At 58.3% G+C, this 20,577-nt stretch carries 20 protein-coding genes and 5 pseudogenes; 10 read left to right on the top strand and 15 right to left on the bottom strand.

All coding sequences use genetic code 11. The features are described 5' to 3' along the window. The first annotated feature begins 211 nt into the window (after window positions 1–211). Window positions 212–619, top strand: a complete 408-nt coding sequence (locus B9A95_RS31495) for a hypothetical protein (protein ID WP_139806412.1) — start codon at window positions 212–214, stop codon at window positions 617–619. A gap of 352 nt (window positions 620–971) precedes the next feature. Here B9A95_RS31495 and B9A95_RS31490 read toward each other — a convergent pair whose 3' ends face one another. Both B9A95_RS31490 and B9A95_RS02655 read right to left on the bottom strand, forming a co-directional pair. Further along, window positions 972–1,310: a hypothetical protein gene (locus tag B9A95_RS31490; RefSeq protein WP_139806411.1), complete on the bottom strand. Its 339-nt coding sequence runs from the start codon at window positions 1,308–1,310 to the stop codon at window positions 972–974. Window positions 1,311–1,493: 183 nt separating this feature from the next. Next, window positions 1,494–1,871, bottom strand: a pseudogene (locus tag B9A95_RS02655) (IS66 family transposase); the annotation flags it as partial. A 29-nt stretch (window positions 1,872–1,900) separates the two neighbouring features. Between B9A95_RS02655 and B9A95_RS36725 the strand changes: the two are divergent. Both B9A95_RS36725 and B9A95_RS36525 read left to right on the top strand, forming a co-directional pair. Continuing rightward, window positions 1,901–2,233 carry a hypothetical protein gene (locus B9A95_RS36725; protein WP_425429908.1) on the top strand — a complete coding sequence of 111 codons (333 nt, stop codon included), beginning with the start codon at window positions 1,901–1,903 and terminating at the stop codon, window positions 2,231–2,233. Then, a pseudogene (locus tag B9A95_RS36525) lies at window positions 2,122–2,358 on the top strand (hypothetical protein); the annotation flags it as partial. The gene B9A95_RS36725 and the pseudogene B9A95_RS36525, both read left to right, overlap by 112 nt. Before the next feature lie 236 nt (window positions 2,359–2,594). Here B9A95_RS36525 and B9A95_RS02645 read toward each other — a convergent pair. The 7 genes and pseudogenes from B9A95_RS02645 to B9A95_RS02620 all read right to left on the bottom strand — a co-directional run bounded on the left by B9A95_RS02645 (window position 2,595) and on the right by B9A95_RS02620 (window position 7,602). Continuing rightward, the gene (locus tag B9A95_RS02645) at window positions 2,595–3,032 is read right to left on the bottom strand and encodes an SOS response-associated peptidase family protein (RefSeq protein ID WP_084045405.1); all 438 of its coding nucleotides are present in this window, start codon (window positions 3,030–3,032) and stop codon (window positions 2,595–2,597) included. Window positions 3,033–3,053: 21 nt separating this feature from the next. Continuing rightward, entirely contained in the window at window positions 3,054–3,521 is a 468-nt protein-coding gene (locus tag B9A95_RS02640; protein ID WP_084045404.1) for a hypothetical protein, read from the bottom strand. Window positions 3,522–3,537: 16 nt separating this feature from the next. Continuing rightward, window positions 3,538–4,507, bottom strand: a protein-coding gene (locus tag B9A95_RS02635; protein WP_139806410.1) for an IS630 family transposase whose coding sequence is annotated in 2 segments (ribosomal slippage) — window positions 3,538–4,152 and window positions 4,154–4,507 — 969 coding nt in all. Because the reading frame shifts where the segments join, the coding sequence is not laid out codon by codon here. A gap of 201 nt (window positions 4,508–4,708) precedes the next feature. Then, the gene (locus tag B9A95_RS33145; protein WP_170928379.1) at window positions 4,709–4,897 is read right to left on the bottom strand and encodes a hypothetical protein; all 189 of its coding nucleotides are present in this window, start codon (window positions 4,895–4,897) and stop codon (window positions 4,709–4,711) included. 435 nt (window positions 4,898–5,332) lie between these two features. Further along, window positions 5,333–5,500, bottom strand: a pseudogene (locus B9A95_RS36720) (transposase family protein); the annotation flags it as partial. 196 nt (window positions 5,501–5,696) lie between these two features. Continuing rightward, window positions 5,697–7,178, bottom strand: a complete 1,482-nt coding sequence (locus B9A95_RS02625) for a potassium/proton antiporter (protein WP_084045403.1) — start codon at window positions 7,176–7,178, stop codon at window positions 5,697–5,699. A gap of 100 nt (window positions 7,179–7,278) precedes the next feature. Beyond that, window positions 7,279–7,602, bottom strand: a complete 324-nt coding sequence (locus tag B9A95_RS02620; RefSeq protein ID WP_245808105.1) for a hypothetical protein — start codon at window positions 7,600–7,602, stop codon at window positions 7,279–7,281. A 143-nt stretch (window positions 7,603–7,745) separates the two neighbouring features. Between B9A95_RS02620 and B9A95_RS34430 the strand changes: the two genes are divergently transcribed. Continuing rightward, a protein-coding gene (locus B9A95_RS34430; protein WP_425429905.1) for an IS630 family transposase occupies window positions 7,746–8,755 on the top strand; the annotation gives its coding sequence in 2 pieces (ribosomal slippage) (window positions 7,746–8,220 and window positions 8,220–8,755; 1,011 coding nt in all). 591 nt (window positions 8,756–9,346) lie between these two features. On the opposite strand, the gene B9A95_RS02610 is transcribed toward B9A95_RS34430, so the two are convergent. Then, on the bottom strand, window positions 9,347–10,432 hold the full coding sequence (locus B9A95_RS02610) for an IS4 family transposase (RefSeq protein ID WP_425429904.1): 1,086 nt from the start codon (window positions 10,430–10,432) through the stop codon (window positions 9,347–9,349). A 79-nt stretch (window positions 10,433–10,511) separates the two neighbouring features. On the opposite strand from B9A95_RS02610, the pseudogene B9A95_RS02605 reads away from it, so the two are divergent. Next, window positions 10,512–11,274: pseudogene (locus B9A95_RS02605) on the top strand (IS5 family transposase); the annotation flags it as partial. Between the two features lie 968 nt (window positions 11,275–12,242). Here B9A95_RS02605 and B9A95_RS02600 read toward each other — a convergent pair. Continuing rightward, a complete protein-coding gene (locus tag B9A95_RS02600) occupies window positions 12,243–12,614 on the bottom strand; it encodes a hypothetical protein (RefSeq protein ID WP_084045402.1) in 372 nt (123 codons plus the stop codon). Window positions 12,615–12,814: 200 nt separating this feature from the next. Further along, a complete protein-coding gene (locus B9A95_RS02595; protein ID WP_084045401.1) occupies window positions 12,815–13,288 on the bottom strand; it encodes a response regulator transcription factor in 474 nt (157 codons plus the stop codon). Window positions 13,289–13,566: 278 nt separating this feature from the next. Between B9A95_RS02595 and B9A95_RS31480 the strand changes: the two genes are divergently transcribed. The 3 genes from B9A95_RS31480 to B9A95_RS02590 all read left to right on the top strand — a co-directional run bounded on the left by B9A95_RS31480 (window position 13,567) and on the right by B9A95_RS02590 (window position 16,721). Further along, window positions 13,567–13,752 carry a hypothetical protein gene (locus B9A95_RS31480; RefSeq protein ID WP_139806409.1) on the top strand — a complete coding sequence of 62 codons (186 nt, stop codon included), beginning with the start codon at window positions 13,567–13,569 and terminating at the stop codon, window positions 13,750–13,752. Window positions 13,753–14,066: 314 nt separating this feature from the next. After that, window positions 14,067–14,756, top strand: a complete 690-nt coding sequence (locus tag B9A95_RS31475) for a hypothetical protein (protein ID WP_139806408.1) — start codon at window positions 14,067–14,069, stop codon at window positions 14,754–14,756. Window positions 14,757–15,746: 990 nt separating this feature from the next. Further along, complete coding sequence (locus tag B9A95_RS02590; protein WP_084045400.1) at window positions 15,747–16,721, top strand: aldo/keto reductase; 975 nt, start codon at window positions 15,747–15,749, stop codon at window positions 16,719–16,721. A gap of 95 nt (window positions 16,722–16,816) precedes the next feature. Here B9A95_RS02590 and B9A95_RS02585 read toward each other — a convergent pair whose 3' ends face one another. Together B9A95_RS02585 and B9A95_RS02580 are read right to left on the bottom strand one after the other, a co-directional pair. After that, a complete protein-coding gene (locus B9A95_RS02585; RefSeq protein ID WP_084045399.1) occupies window positions 16,817–17,065 on the bottom strand; it encodes a hypothetical protein in 249 nt (82 codons plus the stop codon). 26 nt (window positions 17,066–17,091) lie between these two features. Further along, entirely contained in the window at window positions 17,092–17,934 is an 843-nt protein-coding gene (locus B9A95_RS02580; protein WP_084045398.1) for a hypothetical protein, read from the bottom strand. Between the two features lie 149 nt (window positions 17,935–18,083). On the opposite strand from B9A95_RS02580, the gene rnhA reads away from it, so the two are divergent. Beyond that, the gene (gene rnhA, locus B9A95_RS02575) at window positions 18,084–18,563 is read left to right on the top strand and encodes a ribonuclease HI (protein WP_084045397.1); all 480 of its coding nucleotides are present in this window, start codon (window positions 18,084–18,086) and stop codon (window positions 18,561–18,563) included. A gap of 96 nt (window positions 18,564–18,659) precedes the next feature. Continuing rightward, a pseudogene (locus B9A95_RS02570) lies at window positions 18,660–18,954 on the top strand (IS6 family transposase); the annotation flags it as partial. A 245-nt stretch (window positions 18,955–19,199) separates the two neighbouring features. On the opposite strand, the gene B9A95_RS02565 reads toward B9A95_RS02570, so the two are convergent. Beyond that, a complete protein-coding gene (locus tag B9A95_RS02565; protein ID WP_245808084.1) occupies window positions 19,200–20,204 on the bottom strand; it encodes a tyrosine-type recombinase/integrase in 1,005 nt (334 codons plus the stop codon). Window positions 20,205–20,577 lie beyond the last annotated feature (373 nt).

Here is a 20,577-nt window from a genome sequence, read left to right as displayed (position 1 = left end):
CGACAGGGCTCCTTGCCCAGATCAAGATTCGTGCTCAGGTAGTGATAGTTCGACCTTTCCACCACCAATTTTTCTTCTCTAATTGGAGTTAGGTAAGACAAAATTAGAGGGTTTTATCCGGGTAGAATTAGTCATTTGCCTCTGCTCTCCTGGATAAAATCCATTATTAGTCATCAGGTCAATTACATCCGAGCAGCCTTAGGAGATCAAAATGAAAGTCAGAGATATTGAAGCTTTTGTTAGTATAGAGCGTCGATATGATTTAACTACCCATGAAATCGCCAACTCATTCATCTCTTTGTACGTAAAATATTCGCATATGTTTCCAATCCTATTTGAACCTTTTATGCCAGATGGATTAGATGAACTTCAGCAAGAACTCGAAAATTTATCGGTCGGCAGCACATATAGTTTTAATTATGACGTATTTAGGAGAACCAGCGAAGATGTCCTAGATCTATTTAGCGCTGGACCCTATTTTGACAGAGAAGACAATCTTGAAAGATATCGATTTATAGATGTCATGCAATTAATTAGCGATGTGCGTAGATGCGTTGAGAAGCTTCTAGTGCTAAATCCTGATTGCGATTATCAAGCATTAACAAGATCATCAATCTAGACGGATTTAACTTTTACAAAAGTCATCTTACCTAAGTCGGTTTATGTATGAAAAAATAATAGTTTTTATGAATTGAATTCACTATCTGATTTTATGTATTTTGAACTCTTCCCCATTATATATAATCGCTTTTGATTTCCAGGTGGTATAAGCGATTTTAATATTATCATCGTGGAAGTATGTTATATCATTGTTTCTACATTCCTCTTCTTTAAGGCATTGGACCATAAGTATTTTTATTCTATTGATTTCATTTTTTTCCATATAGGCGATTAAGTAAAGTCCGATTTTTCTAGAAATTTCAACAGACGAAACTACACAGACTATCCCGACTATAATTGTTATGATTATTCTACTTATTGAGATACTCAAGAAAATCACCTCTATTTAAATGGAGTAATTCTAGTTTGTTGGATTTGGGATATACAAAGTAATAATCATCACCCCTATGATATAATTCTACAAAAATTCCTATATTACTATATGATTCTGGCACTCGGCAACCAGATGATTCAGATTCCACTTTTTCTATTAGAGCTATACAATTTTTCAATTGTATTTTTGTAGATCTATCAATCACCTCCCTTATTTCAGAGTCACTCACTTTAAATAATTGAGGAAGTGCATACATTACGAAATAATAAGACAAGCACATTACAAAGAAAAGGGCTGTTTTTTTAATAGCAGTCACTCTAACTTGGTCCCTTCGCTTCAAGGCCGGTGGAGGACTGTGGGGCCTTCGGTGCGTTTTTTGCGCCGAAGGTCACGCGGGCCGACAGCGGGCCGTGAGCAGCGCTGCCGGATTGTGCAGCTCTGACCACTCCTGCCGATCCGTGTCGATCCGCGCCAGCTGGGCCGCAAGTACCTGAAGGCCGGCTTGATTGTTGTCAAATGGGACACCTTCCTCGAGGAGAAAGCGTAACACCTTGTCTCGGTGCTTCTGACAACGAAGCGCAAGGTTACGCCCCGGGGACTGCTTCATCCGTCCCCGCTGCTTCGGAACCGGCTCCGCTGCGGGGTTGGAAACCAACCCCGCTTCCACGAGTGCATCAAAGCGAACCAGGAACGCGGCTTTCTCCGCTGGAGTGAGAGTGGCCGCCTTGTGTTGATGGCAGACACCTTGGAGTGCGGTCCGCAGTTCCCCAGCCCAGCCTTGTTCCAGCTGTTCGTGGAGGAAGCGTAACTCCCGGAGCAGGTGCGTGTTACACAGGGCATGTCGGGCACAGAGTTGGAAGTACGAAAGCCAGGCATCATCGTCCAGATTCCGCCCCACCAGCCAGTATCGCCGGGGGAGGGGGCCACAGCCTGGCCTTGAAGACAGACGGCACGGTGCGGGCCTGGGGCGACAACCGCACCGGACAACTGGGCGACGGCACCACCACCAGCCGCAGCACGCCCGTCACCGTTTCCGGCCTCACGAACGTGGTCAGCCTCGCGGGGGCACCTCCCACAGCCTGGCGCTGCAAGCGGACGGAACCGTGCGGGCATAGGGCTCCAACAGTTCCGGGCAACTGGGCAACGGAACCATCACCAACCGCAGCACGCCGGTCACCGTCTCCGGCCTCACGGATGTGGTCAGCCTCCAGGCCGGGAGCAATCACAGCTTGGCCCTGAAGGCCGACGGGACGGTCCAGGCCTGGGGCTTTAACATCGTTGGACAACTGGGCAACGGAACCACCAACATCAGCACCACGCCGGTCGCCGTCTCCATCTCCGGTGTGGCCCAGCCCACCCCCTGACCCTCACCGGGCACGAGAAGCGGCGAACAGGCAGGGGCGGAACTGGGAAACAACTTCCCGGTTCCGCCCCTCGCCCACCTCCCATCCAACCGTGCGCTCGATAGGTGAATGGACGGCCACGGGTGTGGTCAGGGTAGGCAAGGGGCGCTGAGCACACCCGTGGCAAAACCATTGTTGTGCTGAGAAGTCACAATAGAGCTACTCCGTCCCTGACTTATGGCTCAGGAGGTCGTCCACTAAAGAAAGCCCGTCGGCCAGCTCGTCATCGCAACCTCCCGGGCCTCTTGCGCATGGCCGTGCAGCCAGGTCTGCAGGTCCTCGGTCATGAGGAGGGCGGGCATCCGGTCATGCACCCCTTCAAGGCCCGGCACCGGATCTCGCGTCACCACCGTCACGGTTTCCAATGGACCGTCATCGGTCTGGGTGAGTTCCCAGCGGCCAGCAGCGAGGAGGGGCAGTCCATACGGACGTGTCAGGCGGTGCCACCGTTTACGCTCGCCCTTCTTGGCAGTGTGGGTGCCGTCCGGCTCGTAGAACGCCGACAGGGGCACGACACAACGGCAGCCTCTCATAAAGGCGGCGCGGTACGCCTGTCTGCTCTCCAACGTCCCAATTCTGGCGTTGGTGGTCGTGACCCGCTTGTAGTCCGCAGGCGTCTTCCCTGCAGGAATCATGCTATTATTATGACAAATGCTTTAGGAGCCCGTCACGGTGATGACGAAAGCGACAGGTCGGGGGACTGCAGGCACGTCGGTGCGCGTCAGGTCCAGAATGACCGTGGAGCGCATGCCAGCGGCAACAGTGGAGGGCACCATCACGTTCACGGTGGTGGTGTGGGAAGGGCCGGTGGTAAAGGTCCGTGCTGGAACGGTGTAGGTGATGCCTTCGGGGGAGACGAAGATGACGTTGGGATCAGGGTTCTGGGCCGCGGCTTCGTTGGATTTGCTCCAGATCAGCGGCGTGCCCGTGGGTACCGGACCGTAGTTGATGGTAACCGTGCCCGTGCGGGTGGTTCCCTGCGGCACAGCGAGCTCAACCATGCTGCCATTGACCCCACCACTGTTGGTACCAGGCGGAGAAAAAGGTGAAGAAGAGCTGTTCACGCAGCCGGTCAAGCCGAGGGCAAGCAGCGCCACGATAACGAGAGCCAGGAACAACTTCATGGCCCGTCGCGTACGCCTAGAGCATTTGACATAAGAAGATGTCTGGGAAGGCGTGGGTGAACCAGCCGAAAACGTCTCGTACCGAAACGGCGTTCAGAGCGTCCCCAATCCCCTGTAGCAGAGCGGTCCGGTCTCGCCATTCACCTGCGCGGACGAGGGCTTTGACTTTAGAGAACATGCCTTCAATCGGGTTGAAATCGGGACTGTAGGGAGGCAGAAACAGGACCATACAACCGCGGGCTTCGATGTGCGTCCGAACGGACGCACGGTGATGTGCCGAGAGGTTGTCGAGCACCACGACCTGTCCTGGGGTCAGTGCAGGGCACAGAATGTTTTGCACGTACCACTCGAAACTCACGCCGTTGACTGCACCGTCCAGGATCAGGGGAGCGAAGGGACCACTCACCTGCAGCGCGCAGACGAGCGTTTGGTTCCGTCCCCAGTTTCGGGGCACGGAAGCGAGCGCACGCCGTGTCCGGTGCGCGCGACCATATCCTCGAGTCATGGCAGTGTGGAAGCCGCTCTCGTCAAGAAAGACCAGACGGGCTGGGGTCTGGAGGTAAGGCTTCAGGTCGTTCAGGAACTGCTGACGCAGTTCCTCCTTCTGTTCGCACGCGACCCGCGTTTTTTTTGTAGGTGATGCCATGCCGACGGAAGATTCGGTCTACCGTTCGGTAGCTAATCTTCAGTCCCGTCGCGGCTTCCAACTTGCGGGCATGTTCTTCGAGTGTGGCATCCAAGTCCTCCTCCAGTTGCTGGAGGAGGACTTGCTCATGCTCGCTCTGCACCCGTGGGCGACGCCCTGTTGGACGCTTGACGTGCGTCAAGGTGCCCGCCTCGTGTTTCTTCAGATACAACCCAACGGTTCGCACATCCACCCCGAACGTTTCGGCCACCCGCTGATGGTCCTTCTCCTTCAGCGCCGCTGCGACAATCCGTTCTCGAAGATCGACGCTGTACCCGCGTGCCCCTACCCGCTTCTTCATCCTCTTATTATGTCAAATACTCTAGGCTGGACCATCTGGCATTCGATCTGACCAAGGCGTCTCCACCCTCCCCAAGGCCCGACGATGATGCGGCATCACGCCAACTCGTTTTATAGGAATCGAAGCGCGCCCACGCTGACTTAGCAACACCGGAAGTATCCAGACACAAACACGCTGCTCTTGCCTTTCCAGGACAGGGACTCAGCGCATGCTGAGGGGATAGGTTTCAGTGACCTCCGCTCCTGTCTGTTCCCGCCACTGCTGGAGCGTCGTAGCCTCGACGCCTTCGCTCGAACCCACGCGCAACGTCAGACTGCCCCAGTTGGTGGTGCTGTACGACATGCGCACTTGCCCTGTTTCCACACGGGTCGTTCGCCAAGAGGTATCCATGACGTCCTTGTAGCACCATGCCTGGACGGACCGTTGTTGATACTGATGTGTCCAAATATTGGGCAGGAAAGGTGAGAGTTTTGAAAACCCCGTGGCTGGGTCAAGCGTGACTTCTGCACTCATTCCCTGGTCTTGGACGCGGCTGGTGGTGCATTCCGAGCTGAAAGGGGACCCCCCACGTGCAGTTCTTCTGGAAACTTGGTGAACCTGCAGCTTATGGGAGGCTGCGTGTCGCCGATCTAATCTATTCTCGACGACCAGGGCAATGGGCTGATTGCTCGGGTTCCCGACGATACTCCGGCCACTTTGAAGTCGGATGACAATACCCGCAGCTGTGAAGTCACACTCCGAGCTGCCCAAGGCATGGTGATCTGCCAGCCTTAAAGTGTCCCGTCCAGGTGCGTGTGGTCCAGGTGACTCGCCCACGCGTTCCACCGTGCATCGCACGGTGGTCTCATGCACGCCCCAGTCGTCACCCGAGTGCGCGAAGGTCCGGTACTCGCGCCATAACTCCAGCGTCAGCAGCAGTTGTTCCGCCACGCCGCATTCAGCGTGGCGGCCAGACTTCTTCCTTCCTGCGCGTCGCGTCAGCACCTCTTCCATCTCGGCTAAGGTCTCCGGGTAGACCCCGGTGCGTCAACGAAATTGCTTGCGACTCATCCCTGGCGTGCGTGTCAGACGGTCTCGCTCCACACTCCCACCTTAGCCCAGGACTTTCGCAAGAGGTCTAATGTACACCCGTAGAAAAAGATACTCCGGGCTGAGATGCAGCCGGGAGTCATCAGGCCCAGGGAGTCCATCAGGCAGATTGAGCGCCCTGCTGTTCAATTCGGGACCGGACCTCATCGAAGAATTCGCGACTCCCCAGCACTTGCAGTTCATCTCCCGCCTGGATGATCGTCGAGCCATTCGGCACGATGTACTCCCCTGCCCGGTGGATTAGCAGGATCAGCGCTTCGGCCGGAAAGCGCAAGTCGACAATGCGCTGACCCACCACCCGGGACTGTGGCGGCACCACCACCTCCACCAAGTCGTTCTTACCCGCCCCGGTCGGCGTGAACAGCAGGCGCTGGGTGTTTGGGCCGGAAGCCTGCTCCTCCACCCTCAGCCAGCGCGCGACCGACGGCAGGGTGGTGCCCTGAATCAACAGGCTGGTCAACATGATGAAGAACGCCACGTTGAAGATCGTCTGCGAGCCTGGCAGATGCTCCAACAGCGGAAAGGTTGCCAGGATGATCGGGACCGCGCCACGCAGCCCTACCCAGGCGACCATGCCCCGGTGCTGGACCGGCATCCGGGTCAGAGCCAGGCTCACGAAGACCGCGACCGGGCGGGCCACGAACATCAGGAACAGCGAAATCAAGAGGGCCGGACCGGCGATCCCCACCACTTGGGAAGGAAAGACCAGCAGCCCCAGGAGCAGGAACATCCCGATCTCCAGCAGGTAGGTGAGTCCCTCATGCCAGTGGCGCAGGGAGCGCTTGTGAACGAAAGTACTGTTCCCGAGGACCACACCCGCGATGTACACCGCCAGAAAGCCGCTGCCGCCCACCAGCGCCGTCACGGCATAAACCAGGCCGACCAACGCGACGGACAGGACGGTGTAGAGCCCCTCGGAGGGGAGATCAATCCGGTTGAAGCTCCGCACCGCCAACCAGCCCAGGCCCGCTCCGAAGGCGGCTCCCAACAGCATCTGTTTGACGAACAGCAGCAGCATCTCCGACCACGGAGTCTCCGGATGCCCGATCAGGGACGTGAGCCCGATGACGAGGAAGATCGCCATTGGGTCGTTTACGCCGGACTCGAACTCCAACAGGGGCTTGATCTGGCCCTTCAGGCCCAAAGCGCGCTCCTTGAGCACCGAGAAGACTGCGCTGGCGTCCGTGCTGGAGACCACCGCCCCCAACAGGAAGCTTGTCAGCCAGGGCAGATCGAGCAACACGTGGGCTACGGCGGCGACCAGCGAAGTGGTAAGCAGCACGCCCAGGGTAGCAAGGGCCAGGCCGCCGCGTAGGGCGGGGCGGGTGTGCTTCCAGTTCGTCTCCAGCCCCCCGGAGTACAAGATGAAGGCGAGGGTGATGATGCCCACCGCTTGGGTGAGGCCGTAGTTCTCGAATTCAATCCCGCCGGGACCCTCACTGCCCGCCAGCATTCCGATGACGAGGAACAGCACCAGTCCAGGGACCCCGAGACGACCACCGACTTTGCTGGCGAGTAGGCCCAGCAGCAGCAGGGCCGAGACGATCAGGATGGGTAGGTCAATGGGGTTGGCGTGGTTCATCCCGGACCTTTCCGATACAGCGGCAAACCTGGTCCAGGCCAGGGGAGGTTAGGAAAGAAAATCAGGTCGGGCGCGGAGTAGAGCATGGAACCTCCTGAGGTCAGTTATCGTGAATCGGCGGGGTCTCCTGAGGGAGTTCGGCGTCGAGGAAGGCTTTCAATTGAGTCTTGAACGCCTCCCCTTCGGTAGGAAGCCCGGCAGCGTGGGCCGCGTCGCGGACAGCGGCGGACAGCAGTTGCGAGGCGGCACGGGTGCGGCTGGCGTCCATCAACTCGGCGAGTTGAGAAAGCCAGAAGGCGTCGGCGGCATTCAATCGCAGGGTCACTTTGGTTTCGGGGAGTTCATTCCCCAGACCACGGGCGGCGCGCTCTTCGAGGACGCCTTGAATCAGGGCTTGAACACGGGACAAGGCTTTGGTCGGCATACACCCTCCTGCCACCATATTGACTCGAAAAGATGGCAAATTGCCACCGCATAGCTTACCTTTATAGGTGACTACTCAGCAATTGTGTTGGTCGTCAAGCGGTTATTGATACCGGCTGAAGTTGCGGACGTTAGAATGGGTGGATGACGGACCGTTGGCTGCCCTCGCGCCTGACGCGAGCTCAACTTGAAGAACGTCGACTGCACTTCCTCAAGCTGCTCGAAACTGGGCAATACAGCAGCAAGGAACTCGCGGAGCTTCTGGGTGTCTCCATGAGTACTCTGCGCACCTGGAGGCACCTCCTGCGGCACCAGGGTCCAGGTGCACTGCAGGCCACCATCACCACGGGGAGAGTGCCAGCACTCTCCGGAGAGCAGCGAGAGACCCTGAAGCGACTGCTCAACGAAGGCGCACAGGTGCATGGCTTCCCCGACGCGAGCTGGACGACCCCGCGCGTCCGGGAGGTCATCGGTCGTCACTTCGACATCTGGCATCATCGCGACCACGTGCGGAGAATCCTGCACCAGTTGGGCTTCTCCCGCCAGAAGCCCGATCAACGCGCGCTGGAACAGAATCCCGAAGCGGTGGCCACCTGGATTCAGACCGTCCTGCCCGAGATCAAAAAAAAGTAACGGCGGGAGCGACCCTGGTCTTCCTGGATGAGGTGGGGTTCAGCCTGAAAGGCACGGTGAAGCACACCTGGGCGCTGCGCGGCCACACGCCCGTGGTGTATGGCAAAGCCAGCTGGGACAAGGTGTCGACTATCGGTGCACTCACCACTGCCGGCCAGTTCCTGCAACACACGCAACACGGCGCGTTCAAGAGTCCGGACGTGATTCGCTTCCTGCAGCACGTGTTGACGCACGTTCCAGGAGAGGTCATGGTCGTCCTCGACAACGCCGGCATCCACAAATCGAAGGCCGTCACGGCCTTCGCAACAGGTGAAGCACGGCTGTCTCTGCAATATCTCCCGCCGTACGCTCCGGAACTCAATCCCATTGAACTGGTGTGGGCCTATGTCAAGCGCAACGTCCTGGGGAACTTCTGTGCACGGACACTGAAGGAATTGAAGGCGCGCCTCAAGGTTAGATGGGCGCGCGTCCGGTATGTCCGACTCCCTGCTCGCCTCCTCCACAGCTACCTTCCGTCCTAAACTTCAGCCGAGATCAATAAGAGCCGAGAGGGGAGCTGTGGCCGTACCGGCACAGCACACAGCCCACCCTCTCGGTTGGGAAGGCGGCATATCTCGAAGGGCACGACTCAATAATTTCTGGGAGATAGAATGGAGTGAGGAATGAAGCTAAAACTATCGGACTTCTTGACAAACGATTGTAGGGTTCACAGAGCAACAAGTCTTGATGAGATTAGGACTTTGTATCCTGGTGATTACACTGTGTATCCACCAGAAGAGTATGGTGCGTACCAAGTGCATGATCGAAACTTATGCTTATTCATGGATTCGAAAGGGCCAACTTGGATTGAATCTAGCGTAACGGTAGATGATAGATTTCAAGTATCTGAAGTTCTGGACTTACAAGGTTTGTTTTCTTCAAATGATACTGATTTTATAGCTTGGTGTCATGAGATGGGTATTGTGTATGAAAAAAACCTACTACAGGTCATCCGGAAATAGGTCACTGTTTTGGCTGAGGACCGTGTGGCACGCTAAAAAGGTGCGACTGACAGACGAGCAATGGTCCATCCTCGCTCCCTTGTTACCTCCACCCGCTCAGTACCTGACATGTTAGGTTTTTTGCCGTTCAGGAGCGGGAAAAGGGGACTTAAGCAGGTCAAGGTACGTGTAGAACGTGGTTTTTCCCCACCGAAGGGCAGGGCACAGGAGTTCCCGCCCGTAGCTCGCCCGGCTGATCGCCGGGCGAGCATGCTTCTTGGTAGATATAGGCTGCTGCCCCGCCCGCCATGCCCCAACGCGGACCATCCAGGCCAGTGCCAAGCTGAGCAGCCCAAAGAGGCGGGAGAGGCGATCTGGCTGGGTCATGTGGGTCTGCTCGAGGTTCAAACCCCGAGTTTTCATGGCTGAGAACGCACATTCGATGCCCCACCTCAAACGATAGGTCGTCAGTGTGTTCCAGAGGGACAAATCCGAGGCGACGAGGAGGCGCTCTCCCTGTGGGGAGAGCGTCGCCACTACGCGCATCCAACTGCCGTACACCCAGACCCGTTCGAGCAGTTCACGAACCTCTCCCGGCTTGAGATTCTGGAAGTAGTGGCGTGCAGGATCTTCGTCCAATACAGTGTTTTCCCGGATACGGATACATCGCTTGATCTGCCTCGCTCGCAAAAAACTGAACCACTCCTGCCCGACGAACTCCCGGTCGGCGATCAGGACCGCCCAACGTCGAGCGGGAAGACGCTTCAGAAGCAGACCGACCAGGAGCATCCGGACCCGCATGTCACTGTTACCGCCGTGCGGCAACACCTTCCACATGAGGGGGAGGACCACATCCCCGAGGGCAACGCCTAGCACCAGGAGATTGAGGTCGCGCTGACCCAACTTCCAGTTCGTGCGGTCCAGAACGAAGGTGAGCTTGCCCGTCGGGAGCAGTGGAAGCAGGACGTCCGTGACGTCCTGCGGCGTGAGGTCCGTTTCGTGGAACGTCCGAGCGACTAGGCGGAGAATGGAGCTCGGCGTCGCGTCACGGTGGATATGAACGGCGATCTTACGGTGCAGCGTGGACTCGGCCTGAAGGATGCCGAACAGGACCTCCGTCAGGCGACGGAGGGTGTCGGAACGGTGATGCGGGAGGCGTTCTTTGAGGTACGCGGCGAACGTGTCAACATGCGAAAGGGCGGCACTGGGACGGATCACACCTCCATTTGCCGCCCTTTTTCTGGCTTTTCTACGTCCTAGACGACATTTACATCAACCTGTCAGGTACTGAGCTCCACCCGAAAAGAAAACCCGAAGCGGCCGTCCGCGTCGGGGAGATAAAGAACTGCTTGAAGACATGTTGTGGGTGCTAAGAACAGGAGCGCAGTGGGCAGAACTTCCTCGCCCCGATTACCCTCCGAAGTCCACGTGTTTTGAGCGCTTTCAAGAATGGAATGAACGTGGCGTGTTTCCCAATGTATTGGGCCGTTTAAATGAACGTGGCGTGTTTCCCAATGTATTGGGCCGTTTATACGAATTATTGGAGGATCAAGCGCTGCTTGATCTCCGCGAAGCTTTTATCGACGGTACCTTCAGTGCCGCGAAAAAGGGGGCGCTGATGTCGGTCCCACGAAGAAAGGCAAAGGCACCAAGATCATGATCATGGTGGACGCGAGCGGTATACCGCTCGCTGTTCATACTGAAAGTGCGAGTCCTGCCGAAGTGACCCTGGTGCACGACACCCTGGAAGCCTCTTGTGGCATGGACTTCCCCAAACGACTCATCGGGGATAAGGCGTATGACAGTGATCCTCTGGATGCTGAATTTGCTGCCCTGGGGATCGAGATGACCCGCGCCGAATCGCAAGAACCGGAAGAAAAAGACGCAGGATGGACGACCACTGCGTCGTTACAAGCGACGCTGGAAGGTGGAACGCACGACCTTATTGGCTGCAATCCTTTAGGCGTGTTCGGACACGAGATGAGCGCAAAGCCCAGAACTTCCTGGGCTTCGTCCAGCTCGCCTGCATCCTCATCCTGCTCCGTCGGATTTCCGGATGACCTGTACTCACCACGAAGCGGATCATCGTGGTGAGTAGTCACCATGCCAGATGCGATGTACTTAGGTTGACTCTCCTACAGATCAATCAAAGCGTACCACAACGAACAGCTGCTCGGATACTGGATCTAGTGTCGCCGCGTCGAACTCTACGAAACCCACTCCCCGGCGTGCCAGAGAATCATTAGTCCAAGCGGCCGCAGGAGAACTTCTCTCCTGGAAGCCTGGAGCTGTGTCGAGAGTGATGTTCTCAGAGCGCACCAGGCGCAAGGGGACCAATTTCCGTAGATCTCCCGGCCCCACTGGGATGCGGATCACAAAACGGGTGGCGTCCCTGGTGGAGACCACACTGCTTGAGCGCACCGCATACACGGCGGAAGCCAGCGTGGCATTGCTGCCGAAACTCAGAGGTACAGGAAGGCCCTGGGATGGGATCTGCCGGATCCACACGCTGACCTGCCGGACTGATTCAGGACGCCAGCGGCGCAGTGAGGCGCGCGCCTAGCAACGTTCCCACCTGCGCACCCGGACGCAGGGTTACCTGCTGAATGGTTGAGTGACTTGCCTGATGGCCAGGCACACCCTGGATTGCTCCCCCTGAGGAGACGCCAATGCAGGCAATAAGCAGCGGCGCAGGGAGTAGGGGACTGGGTGTCTTCACTGCTCCCAGCATAAGTCTGTACCTCTCAGCGAAGGAGTCAGCGCTGCCACTGATCTCCTACCTCACTGCTCTAGGACGCACCAACACGGCCGTTGAGCTCCATTCCTAGGGCTTGGTGCATTCATTTTAGCTGTGGATTTTCTCTGTCCTAACGGAGCTTAGAGCAAAGAAGAAGGCGACCCGGAGGCCGCCTTTGATGTTGAGCATTATAGCCCGCTATGCACGGGAAGTCGAGGTTATCCGCTGGGAGATCAGAAGGTGGAGCTGAATATCGGTAAGAGACGCAGCCTGAAGGCCACAGACTGTCCTTCACTGATTTCCGAGGAGGTCACTCCAGGGGATCAAACCCGCATACTCACTTGTCGAGAATGTATTTCCCTTGGCCTTCTGCCCCATAAAGGCCACGGCCGTCATCTTGAGTTCAGCGTTGTACCAGCGAGCGATCAGCGTACCGTCCTGCGCCACCCGAGTGGACACTGCCCGGTACCCGGCTTGCTGAAGCCGTTGCTCCAGAGCCTGCAGGTGCTGCTGACACTCGGCGCCCGTGAGGTTCTGTCCCGTCCTGGCCGTCGGTTGGTCATCAGGAGCGTCATATGGACGGGCATGGCCGATGTTGCCCAGCAGGACAAAGCTGGTCAGCACGAACTGTGAAGCACGGATCAAACGGGTTGAGTTCGTCATGATGGGTTCTCCTGGACAGGCCTGGCCTGTCCCTGCGCTCCTGTGCGTGAGGAAGACGCAAAGTGAAACGGGCTTTTGCTGTGCACTGCGCGGAAGACACTCCAGTCGATGGTCGACTGTCGCCGCCGTTCCTGTCTTCGTGGAAGACCGTCCCGGGGCTTGAAACACACCTTAGCTGCGAGGACCCAGGGTGCGCGCCGTCAGTCCTGGCACCCTGGCAGAATTAAGTACGTGTTGGCCCCCTCGGTGCAGCAATGACGAGAGCGTCGTATCCAGTTCTCTTTCGGCTTCCTCGCCTTGTTCTGACGCCCAACGGGCCAGTTCGACACCATGACGCAGTCCAAGCCAAGCTTGCCGAGCATGTTCGCAACGAGTTGGCTGACGGTACTGGGCGAGCGGATCTGGGCAATGCATTTGTCCGAGGCCCCTTGAATGAGGCACTGCAACACCTCGTGCTCGCGTGCACTCAGCACTGTTCCTGAGAGGCGAGGTTTCGCCTTCGCCTGTCCCACTTCCAGCCAGGCCTGAAGGTCGGGAAGCAGTTCGTGGAGTTCTATGTGGCTCCCTGCAGCAAATTCTGCCGCGTACCGACTCCCCAGCAAGCCCTGCAGCGCGCGCGAACCGCTCAAGTTAAATCGGCGAACAGATGACGACTTGTTTTCCCAGCCGGGCATGTATGCGGCCGCTCAGCCCCACCATCCGCGCTGCGAGTTTGCCGTGCCCTTGACGTGACGAGAGCGCTAGAGCCGCTGCCACAACGCTAAGGGCAGATGCACGGGATAATCCCAGTGGGACGGAAGGGGAGAGCGTGGAGTCCAAATAGGCCGCTCGGACACCCAACTGCCGCAGCGGATCGACCTCGTCCTTCATCCGGGCGCTGAGGTGGCGCTGCTCCCAAAGAGCAGGTCTTCCTCAGTGTGATGTACGGCGCCTCGATCCTCAGGGAAACATCTTGGCGACCGTCGACACGTCCATCACGGGAAACTGGGCCAGTCCACTTGTGCTGAGTCTTGAACGCCAGAGCGTCTACAGCACCCGCACGCTTCTCGCCGCCCAAAATCCACACATCCTCAAGCGCCGCTGGAGCAACACAAGTGCCTTTCCAGTCGCCCCGGCGCGCCTTCGAGGGATGCGGTAAGGTGAGGAATCATGGAAGCAGGTGGATTCGAGCAAGCCAGGACTTACCCAAAGACCCTCCCAACGTGGGGCCGATGCTGGCCGTGGCTCACCCTCTCGGGGCTCTTGCTGGCGGGTTGTGGGCAACCTTCTCTTACACGAGATGCGCCCACCGCACGACTCCACCCGCAAGCCCTCAGTTGTGGGCAGGCCACAGTCAACTGGTCCGGGTATACCTGGACGGTCCGGAACTCGACAGGGGGACTCGTCGGGCCTGGACCGAATATCTTTGATCCGAATAACGTTTGTGTGGATTCCAGCACGGGGACAATGCGCTTGAGCCTCTCCAATCCCGGAGGCCAGTGGCGCAGCGCTGAACTCACAACGCAGCAGTCACTGGGTGTCGGTACCTATACCTGGAACATGATTGGGGACTTCACCACCATTGATCCAAACGTTGTGTTAGGACTGTTCCCTTACTCGACCGTTCCACCCGTTGGGGCCAGGAGTGCGGACGGCTTCAAGGAACAGGATATTGAGTTTGCTCGGTGGGGCGTGCCGGGGCGGGGTCCAATCAACTACACTGTTTATCCTGGAACTGTCATGGGTCAAAACACCCTGACGGGAGACAAGCAGTCGTTCCACTATGAGTATGCTCAGAGCTTAAGCGGTACGTACACGACGCACCGTATGACTCGGACCGCGACATCCGTGATGATTGAGGGCTTTCACGGGCATACCACAGCCCTGAGCAACCGGTTTCGGTGCGTGAAGTTTTCAGCAGTGAACAACGCGGGCAGTCTGATCTTACGGACGGACGTTCGCATCGGTTCGGGAGCGCTCACCACGACCACCGTGAATAAGGGCGCAGGTTTGTCCGCAGCCGATTTTATTTCGGCAGAAAGTATGCCTTTGCACATGAACCTGTGGCTCTTCCAAGGGGCAGCACCTCGAAACGGGCAGACAACCAGTTTCAGCTTTACGAATTTTACTTTTTCCACTACACCAGTAAGCAGCAGTTGTTAGTGTCAAAAAAACCGGCCCCCAGGAATTCCTGGGGCGACGAACGTCCTCGTGCGCTGAGCCGGACCCACTGCCGCAGCAATGGTCGCGTGTCCTCGTTGAAGGGACTGCCCGCAGCCAAGTAGAGTAGAGGCATTATGGGATTTCATGTAACTATTGCAAAAATCTCGGAGGACAAATTAGAAGCATTGTATAGCTTCTCCAGCTTCATAGAATCCAGCGATAGAAGTGGAACTCTGATGCTAAACAAATTGAGTGGCGAAACTTACTTATCTCAGCCTTTGCCCGGAGATGAAGCCGGACATAGATTTCTGAGGGCTTCCGTAAAAATAAAGAGGGCTTGGAGCTCGGGAGTTCTTCCCGATCAACTGGAGTGGTCTTCGTGAAGTTCAGGCAACCACTCAATACGAAATCAGAAATTGTGTTGAGTGATTGCGAAGACTACTCAACACCAAAACAGTTTCATGCTGAATGGTTACAATCTCAAATTTAGTCGCATCTTCAAAGCCTTATTCTTTATTACTATTTTCCCTATTTTATTTGGTACTTTTACGCATTATTCCCCTCTCTATTGAGTACCGATGATACAAATGAGAGCGGCATCCCGCACATATCAGGGATGTGTACCACAAGAAGGCTATATTATTCGAGTTCCTTCGGCAAGAATTTATTTGAGGAGATCACCTTTCATAGCGGTCACCCTGTACCTGGCCACCATGACCATGCTCGCGGCCCTGTGAGGTGCTTCAGAACAGGTTTAATCCTGGGCGTCCTCTGGCTGGCCCTGGAATGGGCGGCAGAACGTCAACGCCTGACTTCCAGTTGGAGCCTGAGGTATCTGCCCCCGCTTCAGTGAGGACAGCAGTATGCAGGAGCGGGCGTTGTCCCACTTCAGGAGAGCGAATGAGCAACCATGACGCGCGGAGAGTGCTCCTGACACGGCCGGCACCCCCACGCAGTCCCCAGCCTGCGCGCAGGGGGTAAGGTGCATCCATGGATTACGTGCGTCTCGGTCACAGTGGATTGAAAGTCTCGCGCATCGCTCTGGGCACCATGACCTATGGTGACCCCAACTGGCGCGACTGGGTACTCTCCGAAGACCAGAGCCGCCCGTTCATTGCACGCGCCCTTGAACTCGGCATCAATTTCTTTGACACGGCGGACATGTACTCGCTCGGGGCGAGCGAAGAAATCCTGGGTCGGGCGCTGGCCGAGTACACGCGGCGCGATCAGGTGGTTGTCGCCACCAAAGTCTTTAACCGGATGGGTCCCGGTCCCAACGACGCGGGCCTCTCGCGCAAGCACATCATGGACGCCGTGCAGTCGAGTCTGAAGCGGCTGGGAACCGACTACATTGACCTGTACCAGATTCACCGTTTCGATCCCGAAACGCCCATTCTAGAAACCATGACAGCGCTGCATGACCTCGTCCGGATGGGAGCCGTTCGGTACATTGGGGCGAGCAGCATGCTGGCCTACCAGTTCGCCAAGATGCAGCATGTGGCCGATCTGCATGGACTCACCCGCTTCGTGAGCATGCAAAACCACTACAACCTCGTCTACCGTGAGGAGGAGCGCGAAATGCTGCCGCTGTGCCGTGAGGATGGGGTGGGCGTCATTCCCTGGAGTCCGCTGGCGCGCGGTTTTCTGACGGGTAACCGCAAGGCGGGCGAGCCGCAGACCACCCGGGCGCGCAGCGACAAGTTTGGAGAGGCGCTCTACCGCACCGAGGACGACTACGCCGTCCAGGCGCGGGTGGCGGAGGTGGCCGCACGTCTGGAGACGACGCCCGCACAGGTGGCAACGGCCTGGTTGCTGCATCAGCCGGGGGTCACGGCACCCATCATCGGGGCGAGCAAGATGCCTCATCTGGAAGACGCAGTTGCTGCCCTTCATGTGAAGCTGAATTCGGAAGACCTGTCGGCGCTGGAGGAGCTTTACCGCCCCCATCCCGTATTGGGTATCTGAGCTGTTTTGGTACAGCGTACCCCGGCATTGGCACCGACGCTGAAGGGAAGCTGTGAGGGGTCCTGCACTTCAACACGCGCGCGTCCAGCGTTCTCTTATCCGTGGGGTGTCACTGTAAAGCTGCTGTAGACCCGAATCATGGGTCGCCCGGCCGCATCGAGGACCTGGAGGTCCAGGGTGTGCGCGCCGGGTTTGAACAGTGCGGCCGGGCGAGAAAAGCGGTGAGGGAGATACGCTTCGACGGGCACATTCACCCCGTCCAGTTGCGGCCGGTCGCCGGCGGCAGGCCGCGCCACCTGAACCCAAGCGCTGCCCGACAGTGGTATGCCCGCCGTCACTGTCATGGGCCAGGGGCGCGGCAACGCCAGCCTTACTTCAGTTCGCCGTGCAAGGTGGACGCCACCTTCTTCACTGCACCTTCGTGCAGCGCGAGGAGTTCCTCAGCCGTGGCGCGCTGCAGGGCACGGAACGCATCAAAGTCACGCGCAGCACTGCCCGTGAGGCGGCCGACGTTGCCCTGTACCGTGAAGTGCGCTTCAGCCAGGGTCGCGAGGTTCGTGGCGGCATTCTTGTGCCGAGCACTCAGGAACGCCTGAAGGATGCCCCCGTCCTCGCTGCGCTTCATCAGGTCGCGCTGCAGGCTGCGGTCCTTGATCCGGGTGATGACGTCCCAGGCCGCGTCAGCGAGGAGTTCCGCGGCGCTGGTGGGACGGGCGTACTCGACGGCGAGTTGCTCACCTTCAATGGTCTGGGTGCGCCAGACGCGGTAGGTGAGGCTGTTTTTCTCAGGGGTCCAGAGCGTCTCGAACTCCCGGGCGTCCTCGATCAGCACACGCAGTTGAGCCGGGCTTTTGATTGCGGTTCGGTGGCCTTCACCGAGAACAGGCCAGGAGCTGAGGCCGTTCTCGTCAGGGGCGCTCATACTCGCGTAGGCAGAAGCGATGCGGGCCGGGTCAGCATTCAAATCAGCGGCGACACGGCCGTCCGCGAGCAGTTCAATCGTCTGCCCAGTCCAGCGCGCCGTGTGCTGCAGGTGGTGCAGTCCGAAACCCCAGCGGTCCTGTGCCTGACGCAGCAGGTGCGTGAGTTGGGCGTCCACGTCGTTGGTGTCGGGCTGAGCGGTGATGGTCTGGACGTCTGCGGTGATGGCGGCGGTGGCGAGGAGGGCCTGGAAGCGGTCGATGCCGATGCTGCGGGTGTTTGTCTTTGCCATTTTTATTACCCCTTTTTCTGCTAATGGCGTAATTATACGATACGAAGAGACACAAAGCGAGCCGCACACTCCCTCCTGGACGCACAAACAGCTACTCGCGATGGGGTCAAGATAAAAAATCCTTTTCTCTTTTCTCCCACAATGGCTCCATGACTCAAGACCGCCCTTCTGTTCGCCTCGTCACCGACGGTGCTTGCTCCGGGAATCCCGGCCCCGGAGGCTGGGCCTGCATCCTCACCCTAGGTGAACATCAGAAGGAACTCTCCGGCAGCGAAGCGCAGACCACCAACAACCGCATGGAACTCACCGCCCTCCTCGGAGGCTTGCGCGCCCTCAAACGCCCCTGCCAAGTCCACGTCGTGAGTGATTCCAAGTACGGCACCGACGCGTTCGAGAAAGACTGGCTGAGCAACTGGCAGCGCAAGAACTGGAAGAACGTCAAAAACCCGGACCTCTGGCAAGCCCTCCTCCTGGCCGCCCAACCGCACACGCTTACGTTTGAGTGGGTGCAGGGTCATGCGGGACATCCGGAGAATGAAGGCGCGGACCAGCTCGCCGTACAAGCTCGTGATGCTGCAGCCAGATCCCCAAGCACTCCCCGCCCAGATCCCACGGACCGCCTCTTTTAACGCGCGTCCAGGAATACACGCCAGTCCCTGACGTCAAGGCCCAGTGCGCTGTCGCACAGCGGTTCTGGCAAGTTAAGGCGAGTAGGGTGGTGAGCTGTGTCTGACCGGAAGCCGTACCGCCACCGTTTCCCCTTGAGCATCATCGGCTACGCCCTATGGCTGTACCACCGCTTCCCCCTCAGCCAGCAGGACGTGCAGGAATTGTTGTTCGAGCAGGGCATTCAGGCCAGCCATGAGAAGGCAGTGGCAGTGGAATATCAAATTCGCTCCCCTGCTCACCGAGGAACTGCGTCACTGGGAATCCTGGCGCCGGGGTTCCCGGTGGTATCTCGACGAGGTGTGCGTGCCTGTGGCAGGTGTCAAACATTGGTTATGGCGCGCGGTGGACGAGCCAAGCATGCTGGAAGGGAGATGCGGCGTTCCTCGTAGCCTTTGCCGGACTGGACGTGGAGTTCGTGCAAGCGAAGGTGAACGTCCTTCCGAAGCGAGACCCCCGTCCTTATCCCTCAAACTCTGCTGGAGGCCCCTTCCTGACGTTCCTAGAGCCTCATACTTTACTCATTTTGTTGGCCATTGACCGCTTTTGACACAGCGAAGATGACCTGGAATCGGACCTCTTCTGCACCCTCCCACACCTCAAAGGTCTGCGAGTTCGGAGGCGAGGTCATCGGCAGGCACTTCCACATATGCCCGCGTCGTATTCACGTTCGAATGCCCCAAATGCCGCGCCACCCGCGCAAAATCACGCGTTCGCTTATAGAGCAGGGTCCCGTTGAACTTCCGGTACGCATGAAATCCCGCCCACGTCAGCCCCTCCGCCTCCATCAACCGCCGCAGGTGATAGACCGCCCCCGAACGGTACCGGAAGGTAAAGAGCCGGCCATCCTTGCCTTGCCCTGCATGCGCTCGCAGCGCGTCCTCCAGCGTTCCCGACATGCCGACAATGCGCCGTTTGTCGCCTTTGCCCCTCACCGTGATCCGGCGGTTCACCGCGTCAATATCCTTCCAGGTCAGCGTCAGGGCTTCCTCAATGCGCAGTCCAGCGTGAGCGGTCAGGAGGATCAAGACGCGCAAGTCTGTCCGGTTCTCACGTTCTGCGGCCGCCAGGGCACGGTGAACGGTCGTCTCGCGGTAGGGTGGCCGTTTGCTGATCGCGTCCGTGCGGTCCCGCGGCTGCTTCACGTCCTCGAACGGATGCGCCTCCGTGGCTCCGGCCCAACGCAGCGCGGCGTACAGGGCGTTGGCGGCCGCGACGCGGGAGCGTACCGTTGACGCGGCTTTTTTCTGCGGCGCATCTGTGTTGGCTGTCAGACTCGCAATCCAAAACGCGGCGTCGTTGCGCCTGGGCCTCAGGAGGTTCCAGGCGCGTTCCTCCGCGTGCGTGAGAAATTGCCGCACACCCGTGCGGTACGAGCGCAGGGTGTGCGGGCTGAGGGTGATGCCCACCTGGCCGAGGGTGGTGAGGTACGCGGCCGTGAGGTCCCACAGGACTTCCGCGTTCTTGTCTCTCGCGGCTTCCATCGCGCGGCGGCGGAGTTCGCTTTCGTGGAGGGAGACCCAGGCGCTGGCCTGGTCCAGCAGGTGGGTGCGGCGGAGGTCGAGGGACTGGGAGGAAGTGATGGGGTCTCCCCTGTTGGTCATGGCTTAGATGATAACAAGGTTTATCGTACAAAAAATAGATCAAGCGCAGAAAGCGGCGGTAAGGGTGTAGCCGCAGGGTGCTGGCGATCCTGGACCTGGCAGTGGCCCGTACGGCTGACCTTCACCCGTGTAAGCGTGCACCGTGGTGCTCGACGAGGGCCGGGTGGTGGGGCTGGGACGGCACGAGGAGTTGCTGCGGGGAAGCCAAGCCCCGTATACCGCGAGATCGCCGCCTCCGAGATGCCCGAGGCGAAAAAGGAGACCGCATGAGCGCTCCGCAGCGGCGTCCGCCCGCTGGCAGGCTTCGGGATGCCCGTGCAAAAGGCCCGGGACGCGCGGGGCACGCTGCGCCGCCTGCTCGCCTACTTCCACT

Source organism: Deinococcus hopiensis KR-140 (assembly GCF_900176165.1).
Taxonomy (GTDB): Bacteria; Deinococcota; Deinococci; order Deinococcales; family Deinococcaceae; genus Deinococcus; species Deinococcus hopiensis.
Note: the sequence above shows the minus strand (reverse complement) of the source record. Positions and strands in the feature narration are given on the sequence as shown.